We start from the raw sequence: 22,146 nt of genomic DNA on the forward strand, positions 1-22,146 counted from the left end.
GTTATTCTTTTACCGTAGCAAGTTTTTCTAATAGGAAGATGGTTAAAAAACCAATAAATGCCAAAATTATTGCCCACATTAACTTGGGGTCGCCATCAAAATAAAACGGACTGATGCTTCTGTCTATAGTAATGGTCTTATCGCCAAACTTTTCAATTTCCATGATTTCCTTCCAGGGCCATATTTTATTGAGCGACCCCAGGATAAAACCGGTAAGTAAGGCCAAGGTACTGTTTTTGTAATTGGTAAAGAGGTATTTTAAGAGCCTTGAAAAACTTAGCAGTCCAAATACAGCGCCCAGGCCAACAATGGCCAAGGTAATCAGGTCTCTGTTGTTGACTGCCGCCAAGACCGTTCCGTATGCGCCCAAAAGGACTAGGATAAAGGCACCGGAAATTCCGGGAAGTATCATGGCACAAATGGCCAAAGCCCCTGCAAAAAACAAATAAAGATAGCCCCCGCTTGCATGGGATGGGGGGATGGTAGTGATGTAATAGGCAAGTGCCGCCCCAATGATGAATGCAATGATAACACCGATGGACCATTTGGAAATTTGTTTGCCCACAAAAAAGATACTGGCCACAACGAGCCCAAAAAAGAAGGACCACAATAAAATAGGATGGTGCTCCAGCAACCACTCCAAAAGTTTGGCCAAAGAGAGCACGCTTATGGCTATGCCCAAAAAAAGCGCTGCCAAAAAGTTTCCGTTAATGTGCTGCCAGGCTTTTTTGAACCCTTCTTTTCTTAATAGCTGCAGGGTCTCCAGGCTGATATTGTTAATGGAGGTAATGAGCTCTTCGTAAATACCGGAAATAAAGGCAATGGTCCCGCCAGAGACGCCCGGGACAACATCGGCGGCCCCCATGGCGATTCCTTTAAGGGTTATAACGAGATAGTCTAAAAATGATCTTTGCATATGTTGTTCTTAGGCGAACAAAAATAGCAATTTTATAGGGATGCATTTTTAAAACTACAGATTATATTTTTGACCGTTTTTCTACTGTAAACGGCCGGGAACAATATTTCCATGGTATCCCGTTCTTCGTAGTTGTGTTTTAGGGCATTTTTTAAATGGTAGGTACCTTTTAGGGAATCGGAGGATAAATAGTACATTCCGGCCAAACGGTACTCCAGATCGGCATGTTCCGGATAAAATTCCAGTGCTTGTAACAAGCTATGGATAGCGCTGTCGTATTCGCCTAATTTTAAGAGGATATCCGACCATGAAATCCAGGTTTCCAGCTCGTAATTGCCAAGTTCTATGGTTTTTTGATAAGCCAAATCGGCTTCTTCATAAAAATGGAGCAATTCGTTTATTTTGGCACTCCGCTTCCAGTACAGAACATTTTCACTATCTATATTGATGGCCTTATTGATGTAATACAGCGCTTTTTGATAGTTTCCCAGTTTGAAGTAAAAATCGGTAATGGCAATCCAGCCTTTGTCCAAGAGGGGGTCTTCGTGTACCGTGCGGTAAAAGAATTTTTTGGCCAGTTCTAAATTGCCAAGCTTGTCGTGGCATTTTCCTATTCTTAAATAGGCAAAAGAGGTAGGATCGTCCAGTCCAAGGGTAATCTCGTAATTTTCAATGGCCTCGTTATACCTTTTTAAGCGCTCCAGTACCCGGCCTTTTTCAAGATAGGCACCAATGAAGGTATCGTCTGAATAAATGGCAAAATCAAAGCTGGAAAGTGCTTCTTTGTACATTTTTTTACTAACAAACTGTTTTCCCAGTTGATGCCATGCAACTTCGCAATAAGGGTTTTGGTCCAGATAGGAATTAAGGAACTCGATGGCCCCATCGAAATCTTCCAAAAAGTCAAAACAATAAATAACATTGTACAGAGCGGCATAATCTTCAAAGTCTTCGTTCAGGCATTGAATAAAAGCATCTTTGGCCGACTCGTAATCGTCCAGAAAGAGGTATTCCATACCGAGCAACGAATATATGTCGGCATTGTCGTCATCGGTCATCGACAGGGCTTCATGAAGCAGTTCAATTGCTCTTTGATGGTTGTCCTGCTTGGAATAGATGTTGGCTTTTTGGATATAAATTTCTTCATTGGAAGTCTCAATGGCCTCTACTTCATTTAAAATCCTTTCGGCGGCTTCAAATCGGTTTTCAAAAACAAGGATCTCCACGTGCAAGAGTTTAAGTTCTGAAGAAGAGGGGTGTTGCTGTAACCCGATCTGTATGGCTTTTTTTGCCAAAGCTACTTTTCCGGAATTTAAATAGTGATGAATAATGTCTTGAAAATCCTCTGAATCAAAGAAATAAACGTCGTTTGTTTTTAGCATTGATTCAAATTTTGCTAATGGAAGGTTATGGTCTTCGTGAGCACTAAATGGCATAGGCGATGCATTTTTAGATTTCTACGTTAATAAATTTAGGGCTTGAAGCGTTACGATATGAGCCAAAAACCTTATTGTTATTAACAAATTAGTTAACATTTTGGCTATTCCACTCCTCCAGAAGTTCTAGAATGGCAGTACAGCCTTCTTCAATTTCTTCATTAGAAATGGTTAATGGCGGTGTAATTCTAACGGCTTTCGGTTCAAAAAGCAACCAAAATAAAAGGAGTCCTTTTTTCATGCCTTCCAAAACCAGAAAATTAACTATTTCCGGGTCTTCCAGAATGATGGCCAACATTAACCCTTTTCCTCTAATTCCTTTAATCAAAGGATGTACCAAAAGCGATCGGAAAAGTTTTTCTTTTTCAAGGGTTTGCGGTATTAAGTTGGAACTTGTCAATTCCTGAAGCGTGGCAAGGGCCGCGGCGGCAATAACGGGGTGTCCGCCAAAGGTGGTGATATGTCCCATTTTGGGAGATTCCTTCAGCAATGCCATCATGTCATGCGAGGCAGTAAAGGCCCCGACCGGCATCCCGCCTGCCATTCCCTTTCCCATGACCAAAATATCGGGAACTACTTGATAGTTCATAAACCCGAAAAGTTTGCCCGTGCGGCCAAACCCCGGTTGTATTTCATCCAGGATCAAAAGTGCCCCGACTTCTTCGCAACGTGCCTTAACTTTTTTTAGGTAGCCGTTTTTAGGTTCTATAAAACCTGCGCCTCCTTGAATGGTTTCCAAAAGCACTCCTGCGGTGTCCTCGGTTATGTTGTACAGGTCGTTTTCATTGTTGTATTCAATAAACGATATTCCGGGGAGCAGCGGCCTGTATGCCTGTTTGCGCGGCTCGAAGCCCATAAGGCTCATGGATCCTTGCGTATTGCCGTGATAGGCATGCTTTGCGGCAATAAGTCCGCTTCTTCCGGTGGCGCGTTTGGCCAGCTTCATGGCCCCTTCGATAGCCTCGGTGCCGGAATTGACCAAATAAGTGGTTTCAAGTGGCCCGGGCAGTGATTTTGCAAGCAATTTGCTAAACTCCACAGCGGGTTTCTGTATGTATTCCCCGTAGACCATTACATGCATGTACGAAGCAGCCTGTTTTTGTACGGCTTCCACTATTTTTGGGTGGCTATGGCCGAGCGTGTTGGCGGATACCCCGGCCACAAAGTCCAAATATTTTTTATGGGAGACGTCATAAACATAAGTCCCCTTTGCATGTGAAACTTCAATGCTCAGTGGTGCAGGTCCTGTTTGCGCCTGATATTTTAAGAAGTCTTTTTTCATTTGGAAGGCGTATCTTCTTCTTTTTCTTTGTTTTGTTCGGGCAAGGTTGCTTTTTTGCTTGGTCGGGCCCTTTTTTGTTGGGGGTCTTTTTGGTCGTCTTCCGGCTTATTCAAGGTTTCTCCGGGGGCCAAATCAGGGTTATCGATATCTATGGGGTTGTTTACCCCTTTTATTACCGGAAGTACAATGTTGTTGTCTTCTTCACTAAAAAGATCTTCCTTGCTTAAAATCATTTCGTCACCGCGCCAATAAAACCCTCTAAATTTCCTTCCGTTTACAGGAAGGTCATCATCTGGGTAGATGGTTCCTTCAACATCGATAAAAGAAGTGGTGTTGTCAATTTCATTGTTTTCCATAATCATTTGTATGAGTCCACACTTTCGTTTGTCGATCCCCACAAATTCATCTTTGTCGTTCCACAGGAAATAAATAAGTTCGGCATTTTTAACAATGTCAACAACCCTTAATTCATTCTCTTCGAACAGCCCATAAAGATATTTTCCTTTAATTTGGTTGTAGCCCTGTTTTAGGGAGTCTTTAAATTTTATGCCGCTCAGGGAATCTTTTTGGATTATAAATGCATTTTCCCAGACTTTTAAGGAGTCCAGTTTGTCGGTCTTTAAGTCGGACAGGATGTGTATACTGTCTCCGGTCATTTGGGTCTGTCCGCTCCAAAGAATGGGACGGAAAGCCGAAATTTTATTTTCGGGGGTACTGGGCGGGATCTTGCCAATGAGTTGTGCAATGCCGGTTTTTTCATCCGAGTGAATGGAGTCGCATTTGCCGCTAAGGTCGGTTTTGTAAAACCGTGCATCCCTATAGGCACGGATAACCCTTTCGTTTTCTTTTCCGGTAACCATCAAAGTGTCTGCGTGGATATACATGGAGTCTTTTTCAAAAACGCTAATGGCCAAGGCTCTTTTTGTAACCAGCACCGAATCCTTCGCTTTGTATATTTCGGCATAATGGCCCCTTAAAACCCCGTCGTTAACGGTATCTATTACTTTAATGTTGTTGGTAGCCGAAGCAAATTCTGTCGCCTTGTCAAAATAGAGGCTGTCGCCATAGATAATCCGTTGGCTATAATCAATGCGGGTATTTTTTAGCCCATACCCGGTCTCTGCAACGGTATTGTAATACCCTCTTTCGCAGTACATTTTATAGTCTTCTCCGGTAACAGTGGAAGGCCCGTACATGTATGCATTTTTAGATTTGGTGTAATAATCCATACGTGCAGAATTAATAATATAATCGGGATTTGTTATTTTAACGTCGCTTTTAAATTCATATTTATCAATCTCCATATAATAGCGCCCTTTATTGCTTGTTAAAACATTGGCGCTGTCCTTAACGGTACCAAAATTATCGTAAAACGCCTCTTGGGTATTCCTGTCAAACTCCAATTCTTCCGTGTTTAGTGTCATCGAACTGTTGCGCAGCTCTACGTTCTCTTTTGCAATGGCAATTTTCGAGGTCCCATCATATTCAATGTATTCGCTGTTCATTTTAATGGAATCGCCCTGTTGGAAGAAAACGTTTCCATAGGCTTCAATACGGTTTTGTTTTTGGTAATATACGGCCAAATCGCACCAAAGATCTATACCCTGATGCTCAAACTGTACTTGTTGGTCGTCTTTGCTAAAGATTGAGGCCCCGGGATATTTTTCTTCATCCTTGTTAAAATCCCCACCGTGGACAATGGTAATCTCTTTCTTTTCTTGTGCCGAAAGTAGTGGGGTGCCAGCTATCAGCATTAAAAATATATATGTTCTTAAAATCTTCAAAAGCTCTGAATTTTGCATCAAAAATAAAGCTTTTTCAGTTAGTTGATGATTTGTTGGGAAGAATTTATAAAAATGAAATTTTTTGAATGATAATAGCAAATGCCACTTCTTCTTATGAATTTTTTATAGTATAAAATCAAGCAGGTAAAGACTACTATAACCAAATGTAGAAGATGTTATAAATCTACTCATTCTATGGGGAAATGTGACAATATATCAAATCGACAATTTAAGGACGTCAAAATAAAAAAACTGATAATTTTTAGGTGTTTGAATTAAAACTTTAAAAATAATTATCATTTTGGCTGAAAACTATAAAATATCTTCAATGATTTAACTTTTTCTTTTATAAGTTAGTCCCTGCTAATCTCAAACTATATTAACAATGAAAATTAAATTACGTGTATTTTTAATGCTGATGCTAGCATTAATTGTGCAATTTACATTTGCGCAAGAAAAAACCGTAACAGGGACGATTACCGATCAAGACGGATTACCGTTACCTGGAGCGAATGTTGTAGTCAAGGGCACCGCCAATGGTGCCCAAACTAATTTTGATGGGGTGTACTCCATCTTGGCCAGCGTAGGAGATGTTCTGGTGTTCTCTTATGTCGGTCAAAAACCGGAAGAACGTACCGTAGGTGCTTCTAACGTAATAGACCTTGTACTGGAACAGGACGCACAGGCATTGGCCGAAGTGGTTGTGACCGGGCAGGGGATTAGAAGGGAGAAAAAGGCACTTGGTTTCTCTCAGCAATCGGTGGAGGGCGACCAATTGGTGCAGGCCCGGGAAACTGATGTAAACAACGCACTGGCCGGCCGTGTTTCGGGTATTCAGGTAGTGGGAAACAGTAGTTCGACTTTTGGGGAATCAAGGGTGAGGCTTCGTGGAAACGATGATCTGCTTTATGTGGTGGATGGCGTTAGAATTAATAATTCCAGCGATATAAATACCGATAATATTGCGGAAATGTCGGTGTTGAAAGGTGCTTCGGCAACGGCCATTTATGGTCCCGAGGGAAGGAATGGGGTCATCATTATTACCAGTAAATCAGGCACCGTGGGTGCAGCAAAGGTTGAAGTGAATTATTCCGTAGGACTTAGTTCTGTATCTGCTTTACCGGAGTATCAAAATGAATACGGCGGCGGTTATAGTCAGACATTTAATGTTTTTCATTACGACCCCGCACAGGATCCTGCTTCATGGGCTTCTTTTGAGGGACAGCTTTACCCGGATTTTTGGGCCGATGAAAGCTGGGGACCCAGACTTGACGGGCAAATGGTCCGTCATTGGGACAGCTGGATACCCGGCACCCCAGAATTTGGAGAACTTCGCCCTTGGACACAATCCCCGAACGATGTACGCAGTTTCTACGATTCTGCACTTACCAATAATACCACGGTTTCTTTTTCAAAAGCCGGGGAAGATTACAATGTAATGAGCACCATTTCTTATGTAGACCAGAACGGGGTCATCCCTAATTCCAGTAACAAATACACCAAAGTAGCTTTTAATGCTTTTTACAATGTTACGGAGAAATTAAAATTTGTTGCCAATATCAATATAGAAGACAGGGACCGGGTTAACAATCCCGATCAGGGATATGGGAACTTAGGGTCTAATTTTAATCAATGGTGGCAACGACAGCTCGATTTTACCAGACTGCGTGATTATATGAGAAACAATCAGGCAGTTTCATGGAACATCCGGGGGCCAAGAGATGCCAGGCCCTTGTATTGGGATTCCCCTTATTTTCATTCTTATGAAAATGAAAAACACGATTATAAAAACTCTTATTTTGGTAAAGTAGGGATTGTCTATGAAATTACGGACGACCTTGAATTTACCTTCGATGTAAGAAGGACCTTTTACTCTTATCTGGAAGACGACCGCGGAACGACCATCAGCCTGTTGGATCCCGCTTTTTACCTAGAAGAACATAGAAGGGAGGAGAGACAGGATTTCTTTGGGATGCTAAATTACCACAAACGTTTGTTTAATGACGATCTGGATGTAGATGTTGTTGTTGGCGGTGAAAAAGTAGAGGAAGACTACAGAAGGTTATACAGTACGACCAATGGCGACCTCACGATTCCTGATTTTTATAATTTGGCCGGTTCTCAAGATCCCGTTACGGCCGAGAACGAGATAGGAAAGGAAAAGAGAAATGCCATGTTTGCAAAAGCTTCCCTAGGGTACAAAAGCCTTCTTTATTTGGATGGTTCTTACAGATTGGACTGGTCTTCCACAGCGAGGGACGACGATAACCGGGTGGATACTTACGGAGGGTCCCTAAGTTTTCTTCTACATGAAATCCTTCCTAAAAACGATGTGCTGACTTTTGCAAAGCTGCGGACGGGTTATGCCAGTGCTCCTTTTTTTCCAGATCGGTATCTTACCAGGAATGTTTATGATGTAAATCCTTTGTATCAAGGAAACGGGCGGTTGTCGGTTTCCAATGTTCAGGAAAACCCCATTTTAAAAGGAGGTACCAGGGACGAGTTTGAAGTAGGTGCCGAATTGCAGTTTTTTAGAAATAGGCTTTCGTTGGATCTGACTTATTATAACAGGATAGACAAAGACCTTCCTATTAATGTGCCTTTGGACGGCGCCACGGGATATTCTGATATTACGGTCAATAGCGGTAAGCAAACGACCAATGGTATTGAGGTGGCCCTGACAGGGGATATTATTGACGGCGAAGATGTAACCTGGACACTTGGAGCAAATTTTGCCACGTTGAAGAGGGAAGTCAATGAGCTTTATCCCGGGATTGATGCCAGGGATTTAAGCGATTATGGATCTAGTATACGCTTACAGGAACGAGTAGGGCAGGAATATGGATTGTTCTACGGAACTGGTTATGCCACCGATGAAAATGGCAATATTCTCTTTACGGAAAACGATGGGAATTATTACTACAGTATTCAACAAAATAAATATTTGGGGTCTTTGTTGCCAGATTATACCGGGGGTATCTTCTCTAATTTCAGATACAAAAATGTATCCTTAAACCTTGGGTTTGATTTTCAAAAAGGTGGGAAGTACTATTCCAGGACAGAGCGCTATTTCGATCATTCGGGGCTTTCGGCCAAGACAGCTGGACTTAACGATCTAGGAAACCCTAAAAGGGATCCAATTTCTCAAGGTGGGGGAGAGCATATAGTTGGGGTACTGCAAACGGGAATCGATGAATCGGGAAACCCCATTAGCGATGGAACAGTGGTTGACGCCTATGTAGACCCACAGGTGCTCTATAATTCAGGGAACCTTGGTGCGATTTATGAAAACAACCTCCACGATGCAACATATATCAAGTTAAGGACCATTCGGTTGAAATATGACTTCAACAAGGAATTACTTGAAAAAATAAGCCTGTCAAGCGCATCCATAAGCCTTTATGCCAACAATGTTTGGTTGATTTATGCCGATGAACCTTGGATAGACCCTTCGGAACTGGAAAAGAGAAACGATATCAACTGGGCAGAAGGTGGAACTTTACCAATGACCCGGACCGTAGGTTTAAACCTGAATTTAACTTTCTAAAAAATAATGATGATGAATACGATAATAAAACATATAAAAATAGTGGCATGTATAACTGTATTGTGCAGTTCGTGTAATACTATTGATTATGACGATACCAATGATAACCCCAACGGGCCGACCGACGCGGTGACCTCGCAATTGCTTACCAATGCCTTATCGAGCATCCCGGATATTGTAGTCGATGAAACACCCATATTGTATATGCAGCACATTACCGAAGGGCAATACCCGGGTTCATCAAGATATTCTGGGCTAACCTATAGTTACGACAGCTGGTATACGGGGCCGTTACAGGATTTAAATGAAATTATAGCCATCAACAGCAATCCGGAAATTGCCGAAGATTATGCCATTTACGGTGCAAATGCAAACCAAATTGCAACAGCCAAAACCATTAGGGCCTATTTTCTGCAATATATGACAGATCGTTGGGGGGCACTCCCTTGGTCCGAAGCGTTTATGGGAATAGAAAACCCGCAACCAAAATTTGATACGCAGGAAAGCCTTTACGATTTTATGTTTGCAGAAATTGAAGATGTATTATCCTTAATAGACCATAGTGCTTCGGGGCCTAGTGGCGATATTTTATTTGATGGCGATATGGACAGGTGGGAGGCCTTTGCCAATAATTTAAAAATGACAATGGCATTGAGGATTTCTCATGTAAACCCTTCCCTGGCAAAAACAAAATTTGAAGAAGCAGTGGCTTCCGGTCTTTTGGTAACTTCTAATGATGATAACATTGAGTACCATTACGGTACCGATGATGCCAGTGATAGCCCGTGGATGGATAACTTCAGGACAAGGGAGGATTACATCCTTTCCCGGACCATGGTAGAATCACTTAGGGAAAATTTAGATCCCAGACTGTTTGAATATGCCGCCCCGGCAAGAGATAGTGTTTCGACCGTAACAAACTTTCCTGATGCCATTGATGCTGGATATGTTGGCGCCCCCAATGGAAATGTAAACGGGAATGTTCCCAGCTATTCTTTTATTAACAATGAAATTATTTACACACCGGATTATCCTTCACCAATCTATACGGCAGCTCAAATAAAATTTGCCATGGCCGAAGCGGCCGTAAATGGTTGGGATGTTGGTGGAGGTGATGCCGCTACCTTATATGAAGAGGCCGTTACCGCTTCTATGGAATATTGGGGGGTTGCCACTGAAGATATTACAGAATATATCGCGGCACATCCTTATGGGGGGATCGAGGACATTGCTTATGAAAAATGGGTGGCATTATATTTGAACGGCCCCGAGGCCTGGGCCGAATGGCGAAGGTTGGATGCGCCTGCTTTGGTACCTTCCTCCTATGCAAATGACCCGAGGATTCCTGTAAGGCATGCATATGATGCCTCTATTGCAGATAATAATGCTGCCAATTATGCTGATATGATATCGTTTCAAGGTCCAGATAATTTGCACACCAGGTTATGGTGGGATATACACTAAAAATGTTTGTGGACCTTTATAAATTTATTTTATTAGCTAACCATTAACATCAAAGCCGATCTATGATCGGCTTTGTTTTTTTTGGTTGAAAAACAATTTGTTTTTCTATGTCCTTTCTAATTATTTATCTGTGGATCGTTTGTGTTCTGTCCGGTCCCACTGAAACAATTTTTATGGGCACGTTCAATTCTTTTTCCAAAAATTCAATATAGTCGTTCAATGCTTTCGGAAATTGACCGGCTGCATCCAATTGGGTCAGGTCCTTGTCCCAGCCTTTTATTTCGGTGTAGACAGGCGTTACGTTTTCTTCTTCTATATTATAGGGCAGGTGTTGAATGGTCTCCCCCTTGTATTTGTAGGCAGTGCATATTTTTAATGTTTTAAACCCGCTTAAAACGTCGGCCTTCATCATCATGAGCTGCGTAACCCCGTTTACCTGAACGGCATACTTTAAGGCTACCAGATCCAACCATCCACAGCGTCTGGGCCTTCCGGTTACGGCACCGAACTCGTTTCCTATTTTGGCCATTTTCTCACCATCGCCATCAAATAGTTCAGTGGGGAAGGGACCGCTTCCCACGCGGGTGGTATACGCCTTAAAAATACCAAATACTTCACCGATCTTGTTCGGGGCCACGCCAAGTCCGGTACAGGCGCCCGCGGCGGTCGTGTTGGAAGAGGTTACAAAGGGATAGGTGCCAAAATCGATGTCCAGTAAGGAGCCCTGTGCGCCTTCGGCCAAAATGGTCTTATTGTTTTTAAGCGACTGGTTTAAAAATTCCTCACTGTCGATAAAGGTAAGTTCCTTAAGTGTGGCAACCGATTCAAAAAATTCTTTTTCAAGTTCTTCCAAATCGTATTGTACATCAACGTTGTAAAAATTGATCATGGCCTCGTGCTTGTCTGCCAGTGCCCTGTAGCGTTCTTTAAAATCGTCCAGCTCCAGATCGCCGATACGCAATCCGTTCCTGCCGGTCTTGTCCATATATGTAGGACCGATCCCCTTTAGGGTGGAACCAATTTTAGCCTTTCCTTTGGAGGCTTCCGAAGCGGCATCCAGCAAGCGGTGGGTTGGCAATATTAAATGTGCTTTTCGCGATAGGATCAGTTTCTTTTTATAATCAATGCCAAATTGGTGTAAACCTTCCAGTTCTTTAACAAAAACTACAGGGTCTATTACAACGCCGTTGCCGATTACATTGATGGAGTTCTCATGAAAAATACCAGAGGGAATTGTTCTCAATACGTGTTTGATGCCGTCGAATTCAAGTGTATGGCCTGCATTTGGACCGCCTTGGAAACGTGCAATAATATCATAATCTTTGGTGAGGACATCTACGATTTTACCTTTTCCTTCGTCTCCCCATTGTAAACCTAGTAGTAAATCTACTGCCATTGTAATTAAATAAGATGATTAGCTTTTTTCGTTCTTGGTACCGTAAAAGTACAACGAATGATTTTGAATTTTTATGTCGAAAACTTCTTCGATCGTTTTTTTGATGTTCTGTATCCTTGGATCGCAAAACTCCATTACCTCCCCGGTATCCGTTAAAATAACATGGTCGTGCTGTTTATCAAAATACGATTTTTCGTAATGGGCCTGATTTTGACCGAATTGGTGTTTTCTGACCAGTCCGCATTCCAAGAGAAGTTCTATGGTATTATAAAGCGTAGCACGGCTTACACGATAGTTCTTGTTCTTCATTTTTATATAGAGCGATTCTATATCGAAATGTTCCTTGTTATCGTATATTTCTTGCAGTATAGCATACCGTTCAGGAGTTTTCCTGTGCTTGTGTTCTTCCAAGAATTTGGTGAACACGTTTTTAACGATTTCCTGGTTTTTGTCGTTCGCCATGATCAATTCTACGAATTAGATTACAAATGTAGTATTTAAAATTAAATTCGTCTTACTTTATCGATACCATTAATTTTTTTCAAGTTTTCTAACAATTTTTTTAAGATGGTTTTATTTTTAACTTCCACGGTAATTTTTCCGGAAAAAACACCGCCTTCGGTTTCAAAGTTGATGTTTTTCATGTTTACGTGCATGTTGTTGGAAATTACCTTGGTAACGTTGCTTACCAGCCCTAAATTGTCTATCCCGTCCAATTTAATAATGGCCGTGAACTCCTGTTGTGTCGAATCGATCCATTTTGCGGGAATAATCCGGTATGCATAATTGGACTGGAGGGTAATGGCGTTGGGACAGTTTTTCTTGTGCACCTTGATGCCTTCGTTTACCGTAATGAAACCAAAAACTTCATCTCCGGGGATGGGGCTGCAACAATTGGAAAATTTATAGTCCAGTTTTTCCTCCTCCTTGCCAAAAACAAGCTGGTCGTAATTGGTGGTAATTTCTTCTTTGTTAATTTCTTCGGAAGATGCGGGCTTGCGCATTTTATTTTTAAAGAAATTAATGAAGGTATTGTTTCGCGAGGCGGCAAAATCCTTTAGCATCTGGTTGTCTATGGTGCTGATCCCGATGCGGTAGAATAAATCCAAGCTGGTTTTCAGTTTAAAATAGACCACCAGATCGTTTACCACTTTTTCGTTAAGGGTAATTTTAAGCTGCTTTAATTTTCGACGGAGGATTTCCTTGCCTTCTTCGGCAATTTTTTTCTTCTCTTCTTTCAGGGAAGATTTTATTTTGGCCCTGGCCCTGGCCGTTGTGGCATAATCCAACCAGTTGGCATTTGGTTTTGAACTCTCGGAAGTAATGATCTCTACCTGATCGCCGCTCTTTAATTCTTTGCTGAGCGGGACCAACTTACCGTTTACTTTTGCCCCACGTGTTTTCAGGCCTACTTCCGTATGGATATTAAAGGCAAAATCCAGTGGGGAGGCCCCTTTTGGCAATGATTTTAATTCGCCTTTTGGGGTAAAAACAAAAATTTCCTGCGAATAGAGGTTCAGTTTAAATTCCTCAACAAAATCCACTGCATTTCCTTCGGCGTTTTCCAAGGCTTCCTGCAGGCGGTTGAGCCAAATTTCAATTCCCTGTTCTTTTTGGTCGCCGTGCTTGTATTTAAAGTGGGCCGCATATCCCTTTTCTGCAATTTCGTGCATGCGCTCACTTCGTATCTGCACTTCCACCCAACGGCCCTTGGGACCGATCACGGTAATGTGCAGTGCTTCGTACCCGGTAGTTTTTGGGGAAGAGATCCAGTCGCGCAAACGCGTCGGGTTGGGCCTAAAGTGGTCTGTGACGATGGAATATATCTTCCAGGCGAGAAACTTTTCGTTTTCGCGGTCGCTTTTGTAGATAATACGGATGGCAAACTTGTCGTATACTTCATCGAAGCCCACGTTTTGGGCCTTCATTTTCCGGCGGATGGAAAAAATGGATTTTGGCCGTCCTTTGATCACATAATTCAGCCCTTCATCATCAAGGCTTTCCTTGATAACATTGCTAAATGAACTTATGTAGGCTTCCTGGTCTTCCTTGCTTTCTTCCATTTTGCTCAAGATGTCGTTGTAGACATTTGGCTCGGTATATTTTAAACCAAGGTCTTCCAGTTCGGTTTTTATGTTATAAAGCCCAATCCTATGGGCGAGCGGGGCATAAATGTACAGTGTTTCCGACGCAATTTTTACCTGCTTATGATCGGCCATGGAGTCCATGGTCTGCATATTGTGCAGGCGGTCGGCAATTTTTATGAGTATTACCCTGACATCGTCGTTTAGGGTAAGCAGCATTTTCCTGAAATTTTCGGCCTGAAGGGAAATGTCCTGTTCGGACGTCATTTGTGAAATCTTGGTAAGACCGTCTACGATCCTGGCCACGGTTTCACCAAACAGGCGTTCCATATCTTCGAGCGTATACGAAGTGTCTTCCACCACATCGTGCAACAAAGCTGCCGCAATGGCAGTTGCATCCAGCCCTATTTGCTGTGCCACTATTTTTGCAACCGCAATAGGGTGGAAAATATAAGCTTCGCCACTTTTTCTCCGTTGGTCCTTATGTGCATCAACGGCAGTATCAAACGCCAACCTGATTAATTTTTTGTCTTCATCAGAAAGTGTTTGGTAACTTATGCGCAACAATTCCTTGTATTGCCTGGCAATCTGCTTGTTTTCTTTTTCTATGTCCAATACCCTCATATACTAAAAATACTATAATCTTTATTATTTAACAACAAATTCCATGCCCTATTCTCATGGAGATGTTAACAAGTTTATTTACAGAAAAGGGCGCTTCTAAGGTATGAGAATACACTATATATTAATGTTGTGCGCTCAAATTTTTAAACCTTTCCAGTAATGTAGGGTGCGAATAATGCACAAATACATACGCCGGATGCGGGGTTAGATTGCTCAAACTGTTTTTGGACAGCTTTTTAAGGGATGTGATCAGCGGTAATGGAGCATAGGTTTCTTTTGCATAATCGTCGGCCTGGTATTCAAATTTTCTGGAAAAATAGTTCATGATAAGTCCCGTAATTTCCGAAATGGGGCTGTACAAAATACCAAAGGCAATCAAACCTGCATGAAAACTGGGCTGTTTAACGCCAATGGCCAAGGAGAGTTCGGGAATGTTGATGAAAAGGGAAAGGATGTACAAGGTCAAACCGGTTAATACGACCGATGCGGTAATGTTGAAAATAATATGCCTGCGCTTGTAATGCCCCACTTCGTGTGCGAGCACCGCTACAATTTCATCCTCCTCCAAATCTTTTATAAGGGTGTCGAACAGGGTTATCCTTTTTTGTTTGCCAAACCCCGAAAAGTAAGCATTTGCCTTGGTAGAGCGCTTTGAGCCGTCTATCACAAAAACATTGTCCAGCTCAAACCCGACCTTTTGGGCATATACTTCTATTTTTGACCGTAGGCTCCCATCTTGTAAGGGGGTTTGCTTGTTAAAAAGTGGGACTATAAGGTTGCTGTAAAACATATTGATAAAAACGGTAAAAACAGCCACCAATGCCCAGGCGTATATCCAAAAATCAGCACCCGTCAGCATATAAAACCATATAACGAGCGAGAGTATCCCGCCGCCCAGGACGATCATCATCAGCCATCCTTTTAGCTTATCAAGGAAAAATGTTTTTTTTGACATTTTGTTGAAGCCAAACTTTTCTTCGATGACAAAAGTATGGTAATAAGAAAAGGGTATGGTCAAAATATCACCGGCCAATAGAATGGTCCCGAAGAAAATAAGGGTCACGGCTATTTCATTGTTGCTGATGCCCCTTGCAAGCTTGTCCACAAATTCAAACCCGTCCAAAAAGAAAAAGGCCAGTGTAAGCATTAAAGAGTACAGGGAACTGATATTGGAAAATTTGTAATTGGTTTTTTTATAAGCCTGCGATTTTTTGTATTCGCCCTCGTCATAGACATCGTTTAATTCTTTTGGGACGGGACGGTCGAAATTCTTGGCATTGAGGTAATCCAGGATCTTATCAACGATAAAATCGAGCAGCAGGATCGTTATGATGCTATAAAAAATGGTTTGTGGTGTCATCTTCTAAATAATTGGATGCTACAAAAATAGGATTGTTTTTTTAGGCCATGGACTTTTTCTGAGATTTACAAGAAACCACGTTGCCTTTTTGCCTCAAAAATAACGATGGCGGCAGCTACCGAAACATTCATGGAATCGATTTCGCCTTGCATGGGGATAAGAATGTTCTGGTCGGAAGCATCGAGCCATTCCCCGCTAAGTCCGGTAGCTTCGGTTCCCACAACAATGGCGGTTGGAACGGTATAATCCAAAGTACTATAATTTACCGGTGCCGTCAAGGCGGCACAGTTGATGGCAATTTTTTTTAATTGCAGGTATTCAATAATCTCCATAGTCGTGCCCGTTGCAATTTTATTGGTAAAGACACAACCTACACTGGAACGGATGATGTTCGGGTTGTACAGGTCGCTTTTTGGATTGGCAATGATTACCGCGTCCAAATTCGCCGCATCTGCCGTGCGGAGCAATGCACCGATATTTCCGGGTTTTTCTGGGGCCTCGGCCACCAAAATTAACGGATTTGCGTTTTTTAAATCCAAACTGTTTAAGCTATGCGGTTTGCTTTGGGCAATGGCCAAAACTCCTTCTGTGGTTTGCCTATACGCAAGTTTTTGATATACTTCTTTTGAGATTTTAATAAATTCTACCGAAGGAAGTTTTTTGATCAAAGCGTCCAGATTTTCTTCAGAAAAAATATCGGCAAAAAAAAGAAGGGTTTGTATGTTGTAATTTCCCTTGAGGGCCAGTTTGAGTTCCCGTTGTCCTTCAATAACAAAAAGTCCTGACTTGCGCCTTTCTTTGGATTTTTCCTTGAGCTGTAAAATTTGTTTTACAAGATTGTTTTGAGTGCTGGTAATTTCTTTCAACGCTATTTTTTTTCAAAAATAAATTAAAATCACCGGAAAACAATATTCCTATTTGGCATTGAATTTCATTGGGCATGAATGATTTTATAAAATATACATTACGATATTTCAAATATAACGGCCTTATTTTTTTACATCAATAATTAAAAACCCCGCTTTTGAGAATCCCGTTTTTTTACTGTTAATTAACGTTAAATATACATAAGTTAATAGTGTTACTATTAATTTTGTGCGCTTTCATATTAAAATGCTGAAAATTAAATGGAATTTCCTGGAAATTTACGTTTTACAATTAATGAGAAGTTATACCTGAAGGACCCTGAATCTTCCGAATTAGGGAGGAAAATCCTTAAGTATAGCATTATCCTTATCGACCAGATAGGATTTGAATCCTTCACCTTTAAAAGGTTGGGGCAATGCATAGGATCCAATGAAAGTTCGGTATACCGCTATTTTGAGAACAAGCACAAATTGTTATTGTATCTATCTTCCTGGTACTGGTCCTGGATAGAATACAGGATGTTGTTTTCCATCCAGAACATTGCCGACCCCCTGCAAAAACTGCATAGGGTAATTGAAGTGGTTGCTGCCGAAGTAAAAGACGATGAGACAACGGCATATATAGATGAGGCCATACTTAACAGGATTATAATTTCCGAGTATTCCAAAACATTTCTCACCAAGGAAGTGGACAAGGAAAACAAGGATGGTTTTTTTTTGGTCTACAAGAGGATAAACCTTTTGCTGGCCGATATCATATCTGAAGTTAAGCCCGATTATCCATACAGTAAAACATTGGCTTCATCCATAGTTGTTGGTACCATTAACCAGCATTTTTTTAAACAACACTTTAAAGCGATTACCGATTTTTCCGGTCATGATGGGGAAGTCGCATCGTTTTATATTAAAACCCTTGATAAAATATTGCTATGACACCATTTAAAAGATTTAGAGGCTTGCTGAAAGTGGATAAAAAAGATATATACCAGATTTTTTTGTATTCCATCCTTGCCGGGGTAATCAGTTTGTCGCTTCCCTTGGGGATACAATCCATTGTTAATTTCCTTCAGGCGGGAAAGGTAAGCACGTCTTGGATAGTGCTGGTAATTATTGTGGTTCTGGGGGTAGCAATGGTTGGGGTTTTTAGGATTATGCAATACCGTATAACGGAAAATTTGCAACAAAAGATCTTTGTGCGGTCTTCTTTTGAGTTTGCTTATAGGTTTCCTAAAATGAAGTTCAGCAAGCTTTACCCTTATTTGCCGGAAGAACTTGCCAACCGCTTTTTCGACACGCTCAATGTCCAAAAGGGCGTTTCAAAATTATTGCTGGATATTTCCGGAGCTGCGCTTCAGGTTATTTTCGGCATTATCCTTTTATCGCTATACCATTCTTTTTTCATTCTGTTTGGCATGATGCTCATTGTGTTGTTATACCTAATATTCAGGTTAAACTTTTCTTCGGGTGTGGCAACAAGTTTGAAGGAGTCTAACTATAAATACAAGGTAGCGCATTGGTTGCAGGAAATAGCAAGAAACCATATGAGCTTCAAAAACAAAAGGGTTTTTAATTTTTCCCTCGACAAAAATGATGATTTGGTTGGCGGTTATTTAAAAGGAAGGGAAAGCCACTTCGATATTTTAAGGAGACAGTTTATACAACTTACCGGGTTTAAGGTGCTTATGACGGCAGGACTGCTTATTATTGGCGGTTTGCTGGTATTAAATCAGCAAATGAACATTGGTCAGTTTGTGGCCGCCGAAATTATTATTCTGAATATTACCAATGCCGTTGAAAAACTTTTTTCGGGCACAGAGTTGTTTTACGACGTGCTGGCATCGTTGGAAAAAATAGGAAAGGTCATGGATATCGAGTTGGATGCAGAGGAAGAAGGGCAGTATAAATTAAACGAAAAGCCCATAGCTATTGAAACAAGGGGGTTGTCGTACAAGTTTCCCGATTCCGACCAGTTTGTGCTCAAGGACGTTTCCATGGAGATAGCACAAGGCGACCGTATTCTTATCGAAGGGCCCAACGGATCGGGAAAAACAACACTGGCCAGGCTCTTAAGCCGTGTAATAGAACCCACAGAGGGCATGTTATATATCAATGGGACTAACTATAAAAAGTATTCCTTGGAAGATTTTAGGTTTAACATAAGTACCATAAACGTTAACGACAATGTTTTTGAAGGGACTATTTTAGAGAATATCACCTGTAAAAATCCCGATATTTCACTTGCAAGGATAGTGTCGGTAATGGAAGATTTAAAGCTGGCAGAATATATCAAGTCCCTTCCTAACGGATTGGACACAAAGGTCCACTCGGGGGGAAAACAGCTTTCGTCTTCCATCGTCGAAAAAATATTATTGGTCCGCTGTGTCCTTTCCGATCCCAGGATGATTTTTCTGGAAGAACCTTTGGAAAATGTAGATAAGGACTCTGCTAAAGAAATTATTGATTACATGACTGCCAAAGACAAGCCCTGGACATTGGTGGTAATTTCAAAGAACCCTTATTGGAAGTCAAAATGCAATAAGAGTTTTTATATGGAACAAGGTACTTTAAAAAATTAAGCTATGTTGAATATTTCAGATAATAGAATCCATAACTATATAGATGTTGGCAGGTTTAAATCCATGAAGATTTTTGCCGACAACAAACACTATAAAATCATCCGTAAAGTTGTTTGGGGTGTGTTTATTGCATTGATCTTGGTTTTGTTCCTGCCGTGGACGCAAAATATAAGCGGAAGCGGTTTTGTAACTACGCTCAAACCCGGACAACGGCCACAAACGGTGCATGCCATTATTGGCGGTAGGATAGAAAAATGGTATGTGCAGGAAGGGGATTATGTAGAAAAGGGCGATACCATTTTATACATTTCCGAGACAAAATCGGAGTATTTGGACCCCAACCTTATCGAGAATACCGAAAGCCAGGTCAAGGCCAAAGAAAATGCTGTTGCATCGTACATGGCCAAGGTGGAAGCCCTTGGAGAGCAAATTGAAGCCATTAAAAGGGAAAGACAACTTAAACTTAAACAGGCCGATAATAAATTAAAACAAAGTAGGCTTAAAGTAGAAAGCGACAGTATGGAACTGGAAGCCATAAAAACGCAGTTAAGTATTGCCGAAACTCAATATCAGCGGGCATTCAATTTAAACGAGGAAGGCCTAAAGCCTATGACGTATGTTGAAGAAAAGAGGGTTAAGCTTCAGCAAATGCAGGCCAAGATAATAACACAAGAGAATAAGTTTTTGGCAAGCCAGAACGAATTGATCAATAGCGAAATGGAGCTTACCCGTTTGTCGGCATCCTATTCGGAAAAACTGGCCAAGGCAAACAGCGACCGCCAAACGGCATTGAGCACCCAATTTGATACCGAATCGAATGTAAGCAAACTCCGGTCGCAATTTGCCAATTACAAGCTCCGTAATGGCATGTATTATATTACCGCGCCCCAAACGGGTTATGTGAACCGGGCATTACAATCGGGTTTAGGGGAAACGGTCAAGGAAGGCGCCTCGATAGTGAGTATTATGCCGGCATCTTTTGAAATTGCCGTGGAATCGTATGTGGAGCCCATGGATTATCCTTTAATAAATAAGGGAGAAAAGGTCAGGATATGGTTCGATGGATGGCCTACAATTGTTTTTAGCGGTTGGCCCGGGGTTTCGTACGGTACCTTTGGGGGCGTTATTGTGGCCAAGGAGAATTTTATAAGTGCCAATGGTAAATACCGGGTATTAATAGCCCCCGACCCGAGTGATAAGCCCTGGCCAAAGCTATTGAGCATTGGTGCGGGCACACAAACCCTTGCCTTGTTGGACACGGTTCCTATTTGGTTTGAAATATGGCGGACATTAAACGGGTTCCCGCCTAACTTTTACAGGACCCAAACGGGTGCAAATACAAAAGCAAATGCAGAAAAAACAAACAAGTAAACTTAGTTTGCAACAAAAACTGAGAAAATATATAATTGGGTGTGGCTTATTATGGCTTATGTGCTTTACGGGAATTGCACAGGCTCAAAATGCCAACCAAGAATTTACCTATGATGAATTTCTGGGCATTGTAAAAAAATACCATCCTTTGGTAAAGCAGGCAAACCTTATTGTAAGTGCCTCCCAGGCAAAATTATTAAAGGCAAGGGGGTATTTCGACCCAAAAATATCGGCTGATTTTTATAAAAAGCGTTTCGACGATAAAGAATATTACAACTTATTCAACGGCAACCTTAAAGTGCCAACCTGGTACGGGGTAGAGTTTAAGGCAGCTTTCGATAGAAATCAGGGGGAATATTTAAACCCTGAAAATTACGTTCCCGAAGATGGGCTGGCAAGCATTGGGGTTTCTGTACCTATTGGTCAGGGACTATGGATTAATGAGCGCATGGCGGAAGTTAAAAAGGGAAAGCTTTACCGGCAATTGGGTGATTACGAAAGGACCTTGGCAGTAATGGATGCACTTTTTGAAGCATCTGAAGCATATCTGGACTGGAAGCAGCAGTACGAAAAAGTGATGCTTTACGAAAGGTTTTACCATAATGCATTGGAACGCCAACAATGGATAAAAAAGGCTATCGAACTTGGAGAGCTGTCGCCAATAGATAGTGTAGAATCCGGGATTATACTTAAAACGCGCAAGCTTGAACGGGACCAGGCCGAACTTAAATTAACAAAAAGCCGGCTGCACCTCTCTAATTATCTTTGGGCAGCGGATGATATCCCTTTGGAACTTTCGGAAAAAATGGTGCCGGAAGAAAACCTAAAAGATAATATGTTGGATGTATTGGGCATTAATCCCATGGCCACCGAGATGAACCTTGAAAATCATCCAAAATTGAATGCCTTGAGTACTAAAATAGACATGAAAGAGGTGGACCGCAAGTTAAAGGCGAATAAGCTTTTGCCAAAATTGCGGCTCAATTACAACTATATAGCAGCACCAAATTATTTTAATAATTATAATTGGGACGATTATAAAATTGGGGCTTCGCTTTCGTTCCCTATTTTGTTGAGAAAGGAAAGGGCAGAAGTGAAAATAGCAGAGGCCGAGCTTAACAATGCACAATATGGATTGCAGTTTCAAAGGCAAACACTTCAAAATAAAGTGAGGTCTAAATATGCCGAGCTGGAGTCGTATCAATCACAAATGGGCATGAACATGGACCTAATTGCCGATTATAAACAAATGCTCGATGCAGAGGTTAGGCTTTTCGAGTTGGGCGAAAGCTCCATATTTTATATTAATACCCGTGAAAACAAATTGGTAAAAGCCAAAGTGACACAAATAGAACTGGAAAACACCTATTTTTTAATAGTTGCCGATTTGTACCGGGCTTTGGCTAAAATATAAAAACGCTTAGTTAATTTTGACTGAAA

The 22,146-nt window shown here is 41.4% G+C and carries 15 protein-coding genes; 6 read left to right on the forward strand and 9 right to left on the reverse strand.

Annotated elements, in window-relative coordinates:
• Nucleotide 1: 1 nt before the first annotated feature.
• From PSF86_RS02830 to PSF86_RS02845, 4 genes are all read right to left on the reverse strand, one after another.
• The gene (locus PSF86_RS02830; RefSeq protein ID WP_277898548.1) at nucleotides 2–916 is read right to left on the reverse strand and encodes a polyprenyl-phosphate transporter; all 915 of its coding nucleotides are present in this window, start codon (nucleotides 914–916) and stop codon (nucleotides 2–4) included.
• 32 nt (nucleotides 917–948) lie between these two features.
• Nucleotides 949–2,352 carry a tetratricopeptide repeat protein gene (locus PSF86_RS02835; RefSeq protein ID WP_277898549.1) on the reverse strand — a complete coding sequence of 468 codons (1,404 nt, stop codon included), beginning with the start codon at nucleotides 2,350–2,352 and terminating at the stop codon, nucleotides 949–951.
• Nucleotides 2,353–2,440: 88 nt separating this feature from the next.
• The gene (locus PSF86_RS02840) at nucleotides 2,441–3,634 is read right to left on the reverse strand and encodes an aspartate aminotransferase family protein (RefSeq protein ID WP_277898550.1); all 1,194 of its coding nucleotides are present in this window, start codon (nucleotides 3,632–3,634) and stop codon (nucleotides 2,441–2,443) included.
• Nucleotides 3,631–5,436: an OstA-like protein gene (locus PSF86_RS02845; RefSeq protein ID WP_407933303.1), complete on the reverse strand. Its 1,806-nt coding sequence runs from the start codon at nucleotides 5,434–5,436 to the stop codon at nucleotides 3,631–3,633. The genes PSF86_RS02840 and PSF86_RS02845 overlap by 4 nt, the downstream gene beginning before the upstream one ends.
• 367 nt (nucleotides 5,437–5,803) lie before the next feature.
• On the opposite strand from PSF86_RS02845, the gene PSF86_RS02850 reads away from it, so the two are divergent.
• Together PSF86_RS02850 and PSF86_RS02855 are read left to right on the forward strand one after the other, a co-directional pair.
• The gene (locus PSF86_RS02850; protein WP_277898551.1) at nucleotides 5,804–8,965 is read left to right on the forward strand and encodes a SusC/RagA family TonB-linked outer membrane protein; all 3,162 of its coding nucleotides are present in this window, start codon (nucleotides 5,804–5,806) and stop codon (nucleotides 8,963–8,965) included.
• A gap of 12 nt (nucleotides 8,966–8,977) precedes the next feature.
• Complete coding sequence (locus PSF86_RS02855) at nucleotides 8,978–10,429, forward strand: SusD/RagB family nutrient-binding outer membrane lipoprotein (RefSeq protein WP_277898552.1); 1,452 nt, start codon at nucleotides 8,978–8,980, stop codon at nucleotides 10,427–10,429.
• A 124-nt stretch (nucleotides 10,430–10,553) separates the two neighbouring features.
• Here the strand turns inward: PSF86_RS02855 and PSF86_RS02860 are convergent, their stop codons facing one another.
• From PSF86_RS02860 to PSF86_RS02880, 5 genes are all read right to left on the reverse strand, one after another.
• On the reverse strand, nucleotides 10,554–11,825 hold the full coding sequence (locus tag PSF86_RS02860; protein ID WP_277898553.1) for an adenylosuccinate synthase: 1,272 nt from the start codon (nucleotides 11,823–11,825) through the stop codon (nucleotides 10,554–10,556).
• Between the two features lie 18 nt (nucleotides 11,826–11,843).
• On the reverse strand, nucleotides 11,844–12,287 hold the full coding sequence (locus PSF86_RS02865) for a Fur family transcriptional regulator (RefSeq protein ID WP_277898554.1): 444 nt from the start codon (nucleotides 12,285–12,287) through the stop codon (nucleotides 11,844–11,846).
• Nucleotides 12,288–12,328: 41 nt separating this feature from the next.
• Nucleotides 12,329–14,533 carry a RelA/SpoT family protein gene (locus tag PSF86_RS02870; protein ID WP_277898555.1) on the reverse strand — a complete coding sequence of 735 codons (2,205 nt, stop codon included), beginning with the start codon at nucleotides 14,531–14,533 and terminating at the stop codon, nucleotides 12,329–12,331.
• A 121-nt stretch (nucleotides 14,534–14,654) separates the two neighbouring features.
• Nucleotides 14,655–15,893 carry a M48 family metallopeptidase gene (locus PSF86_RS02875; protein ID WP_277898556.1) on the reverse strand — a complete coding sequence of 413 codons (1,239 nt, stop codon included), beginning with the start codon at nucleotides 15,891–15,893 and terminating at the stop codon, nucleotides 14,655–14,657.
• A 65-nt stretch (nucleotides 15,894–15,958) separates the two neighbouring features.
• A complete protein-coding gene (locus PSF86_RS02880; RefSeq protein WP_277898557.1) occupies nucleotides 15,959–16,759 on the reverse strand; it encodes a TrmH family RNA methyltransferase in 801 nt (266 codons plus the stop codon).
• 261 nt (nucleotides 16,760–17,020) lie between these two features.
• Between PSF86_RS02880 and PSF86_RS02885 the strand changes: the two genes are divergently transcribed.
• Genes PSF86_RS02885 through PSF86_RS02900 form a run of 4 tightly spaced genes read left to right on the forward strand, consistent with a single transcriptional unit; the run spans nucleotide 17,021 to nucleotide 22,120 of the window.
• Complete coding sequence (locus PSF86_RS02885; RefSeq protein WP_277898558.1) at nucleotides 17,021–17,692, forward strand: TetR/AcrR family transcriptional regulator; 672 nt, start codon at nucleotides 17,021–17,023, stop codon at nucleotides 17,690–17,692.
• Nucleotides 17,689–19,335 (forward strand): peptidase domain-containing ABC transporter, encoded by a 1,647-nt coding sequence (locus tag PSF86_RS02890; RefSeq protein ID WP_277898559.1) that lies wholly within the window; start codon nucleotides 17,689–17,691, stop codon nucleotides 19,333–19,335. The genes PSF86_RS02885 and PSF86_RS02890 overlap by 4 nt, the downstream gene beginning before the upstream one ends.
• 3 nt (nucleotides 19,336–19,338) lie before the next feature.
• Nucleotides 19,339–20,706 (forward strand): HlyD family secretion protein, encoded by a 1,368-nt coding sequence (locus PSF86_RS02895; RefSeq protein WP_277898560.1) that lies wholly within the window; start codon nucleotides 19,339–19,341, stop codon nucleotides 20,704–20,706.
• Nucleotides 20,684–22,120 carry a TolC family protein gene (locus tag PSF86_RS02900; RefSeq protein WP_277898561.1) on the forward strand — a complete coding sequence of 479 codons (1,437 nt, stop codon included), beginning with the start codon at nucleotides 20,684–20,686 and terminating at the stop codon, nucleotides 22,118–22,120. Before PSF86_RS02895 ends, PSF86_RS02900 begins: the two co-directional genes overlap by 23 nt.
• Nucleotides 22,121–22,146: the final 26 nt, after the last annotated feature.

The sequence above is a fragment of the Galbibacter pacificus genome (genome assembly GCF_029603165.1).
Taxonomy (GTDB): Bacteria; Bacteroidota; Bacteroidia; order Flavobacteriales; family Flavobacteriaceae; genus Galbibacter; species Galbibacter pacificus.

Coding starts and splice junctions, on each gene's coding strand:
- PSF86_RS02875 (WP_277898556.1), bottom strand. CDS start 15,893: ATGACACCACAAACCATTTTTTATAGCATCATAACGATCCTGCTGCTC.
- PSF86_RS02835 (WP_277898549.1), bottom strand. CDS start 2,352: ATGCCATTTAGTGCTCACGAAGACCATAACCTTCCATTAGCAAAATTT.
- PSF86_RS02840 (WP_277898550.1), bottom strand. CDS start 3,634: ATGAAAAAAGACTTCTTAAAATATCAGGCGCAAACAGGACCTGCACCA.
- PSF86_RS02855 (WP_277898552.1), top strand. CDS start 8,978: ATGAATACGATAATAAAACATATAAAAATAGTGGCATGTATAACTGTA.
- PSF86_RS02900 (WP_277898561.1), top strand. CDS start 20,684: ATGCAGAAAAAACAAACAAGTAAACTTAGTTTGCAACAAAAACTGAGA.
- PSF86_RS02870 (WP_277898555.1), bottom strand. CDS start 14,533: ATGAGGGTATTGGACATAGAAAAAGAAAACAAGCAGATTGCCAGGCAA.
- PSF86_RS02885 (WP_277898558.1), top strand. CDS start 17,021: ATGGAATTTCCTGGAAATTTACGTTTTACAATTAATGAGAAGTTATAC.
- PSF86_RS02890 (WP_277898559.1), top strand. CDS start 17,689: ATGACACCATTTAAAAGATTTAGAGGCTTGCTGAAAGTGGATAAAAAA.
- PSF86_RS02830 (WP_277898548.1), bottom strand. CDS start 916: ATGCAAAGATCATTTTTAGACTATCTCGTTATAACCCTTAAAGGAATC.
- PSF86_RS02895 (WP_277898560.1), top strand. CDS start 19,339: ATGTTGAATATTTCAGATAATAGAATCCATAACTATATAGATGTTGGC.
- PSF86_RS02850 (WP_277898551.1), top strand. CDS start 5,804: ATGAAAATTAAATTACGTGTATTTTTAATGCTGATGCTAGCATTAATT.
- PSF86_RS02860 (WP_277898553.1), bottom strand. CDS start 11,825: ATGGCAGTAGATTTACTACTAGGTTTACAATGGGGAGACGAAGGAAAA.
- PSF86_RS02845 (WP_407933303.1), bottom strand. CDS start 5,436: ATGCAAAATTCAGAGCTTTTGAAGATTTTAAGAACATATATATTTTTA.
- PSF86_RS02865 (WP_277898554.1), bottom strand. CDS start 12,287: ATGGCGAACGACAAAAACCAGGAAATCGTTAAAAACGTGTTCACCAAA.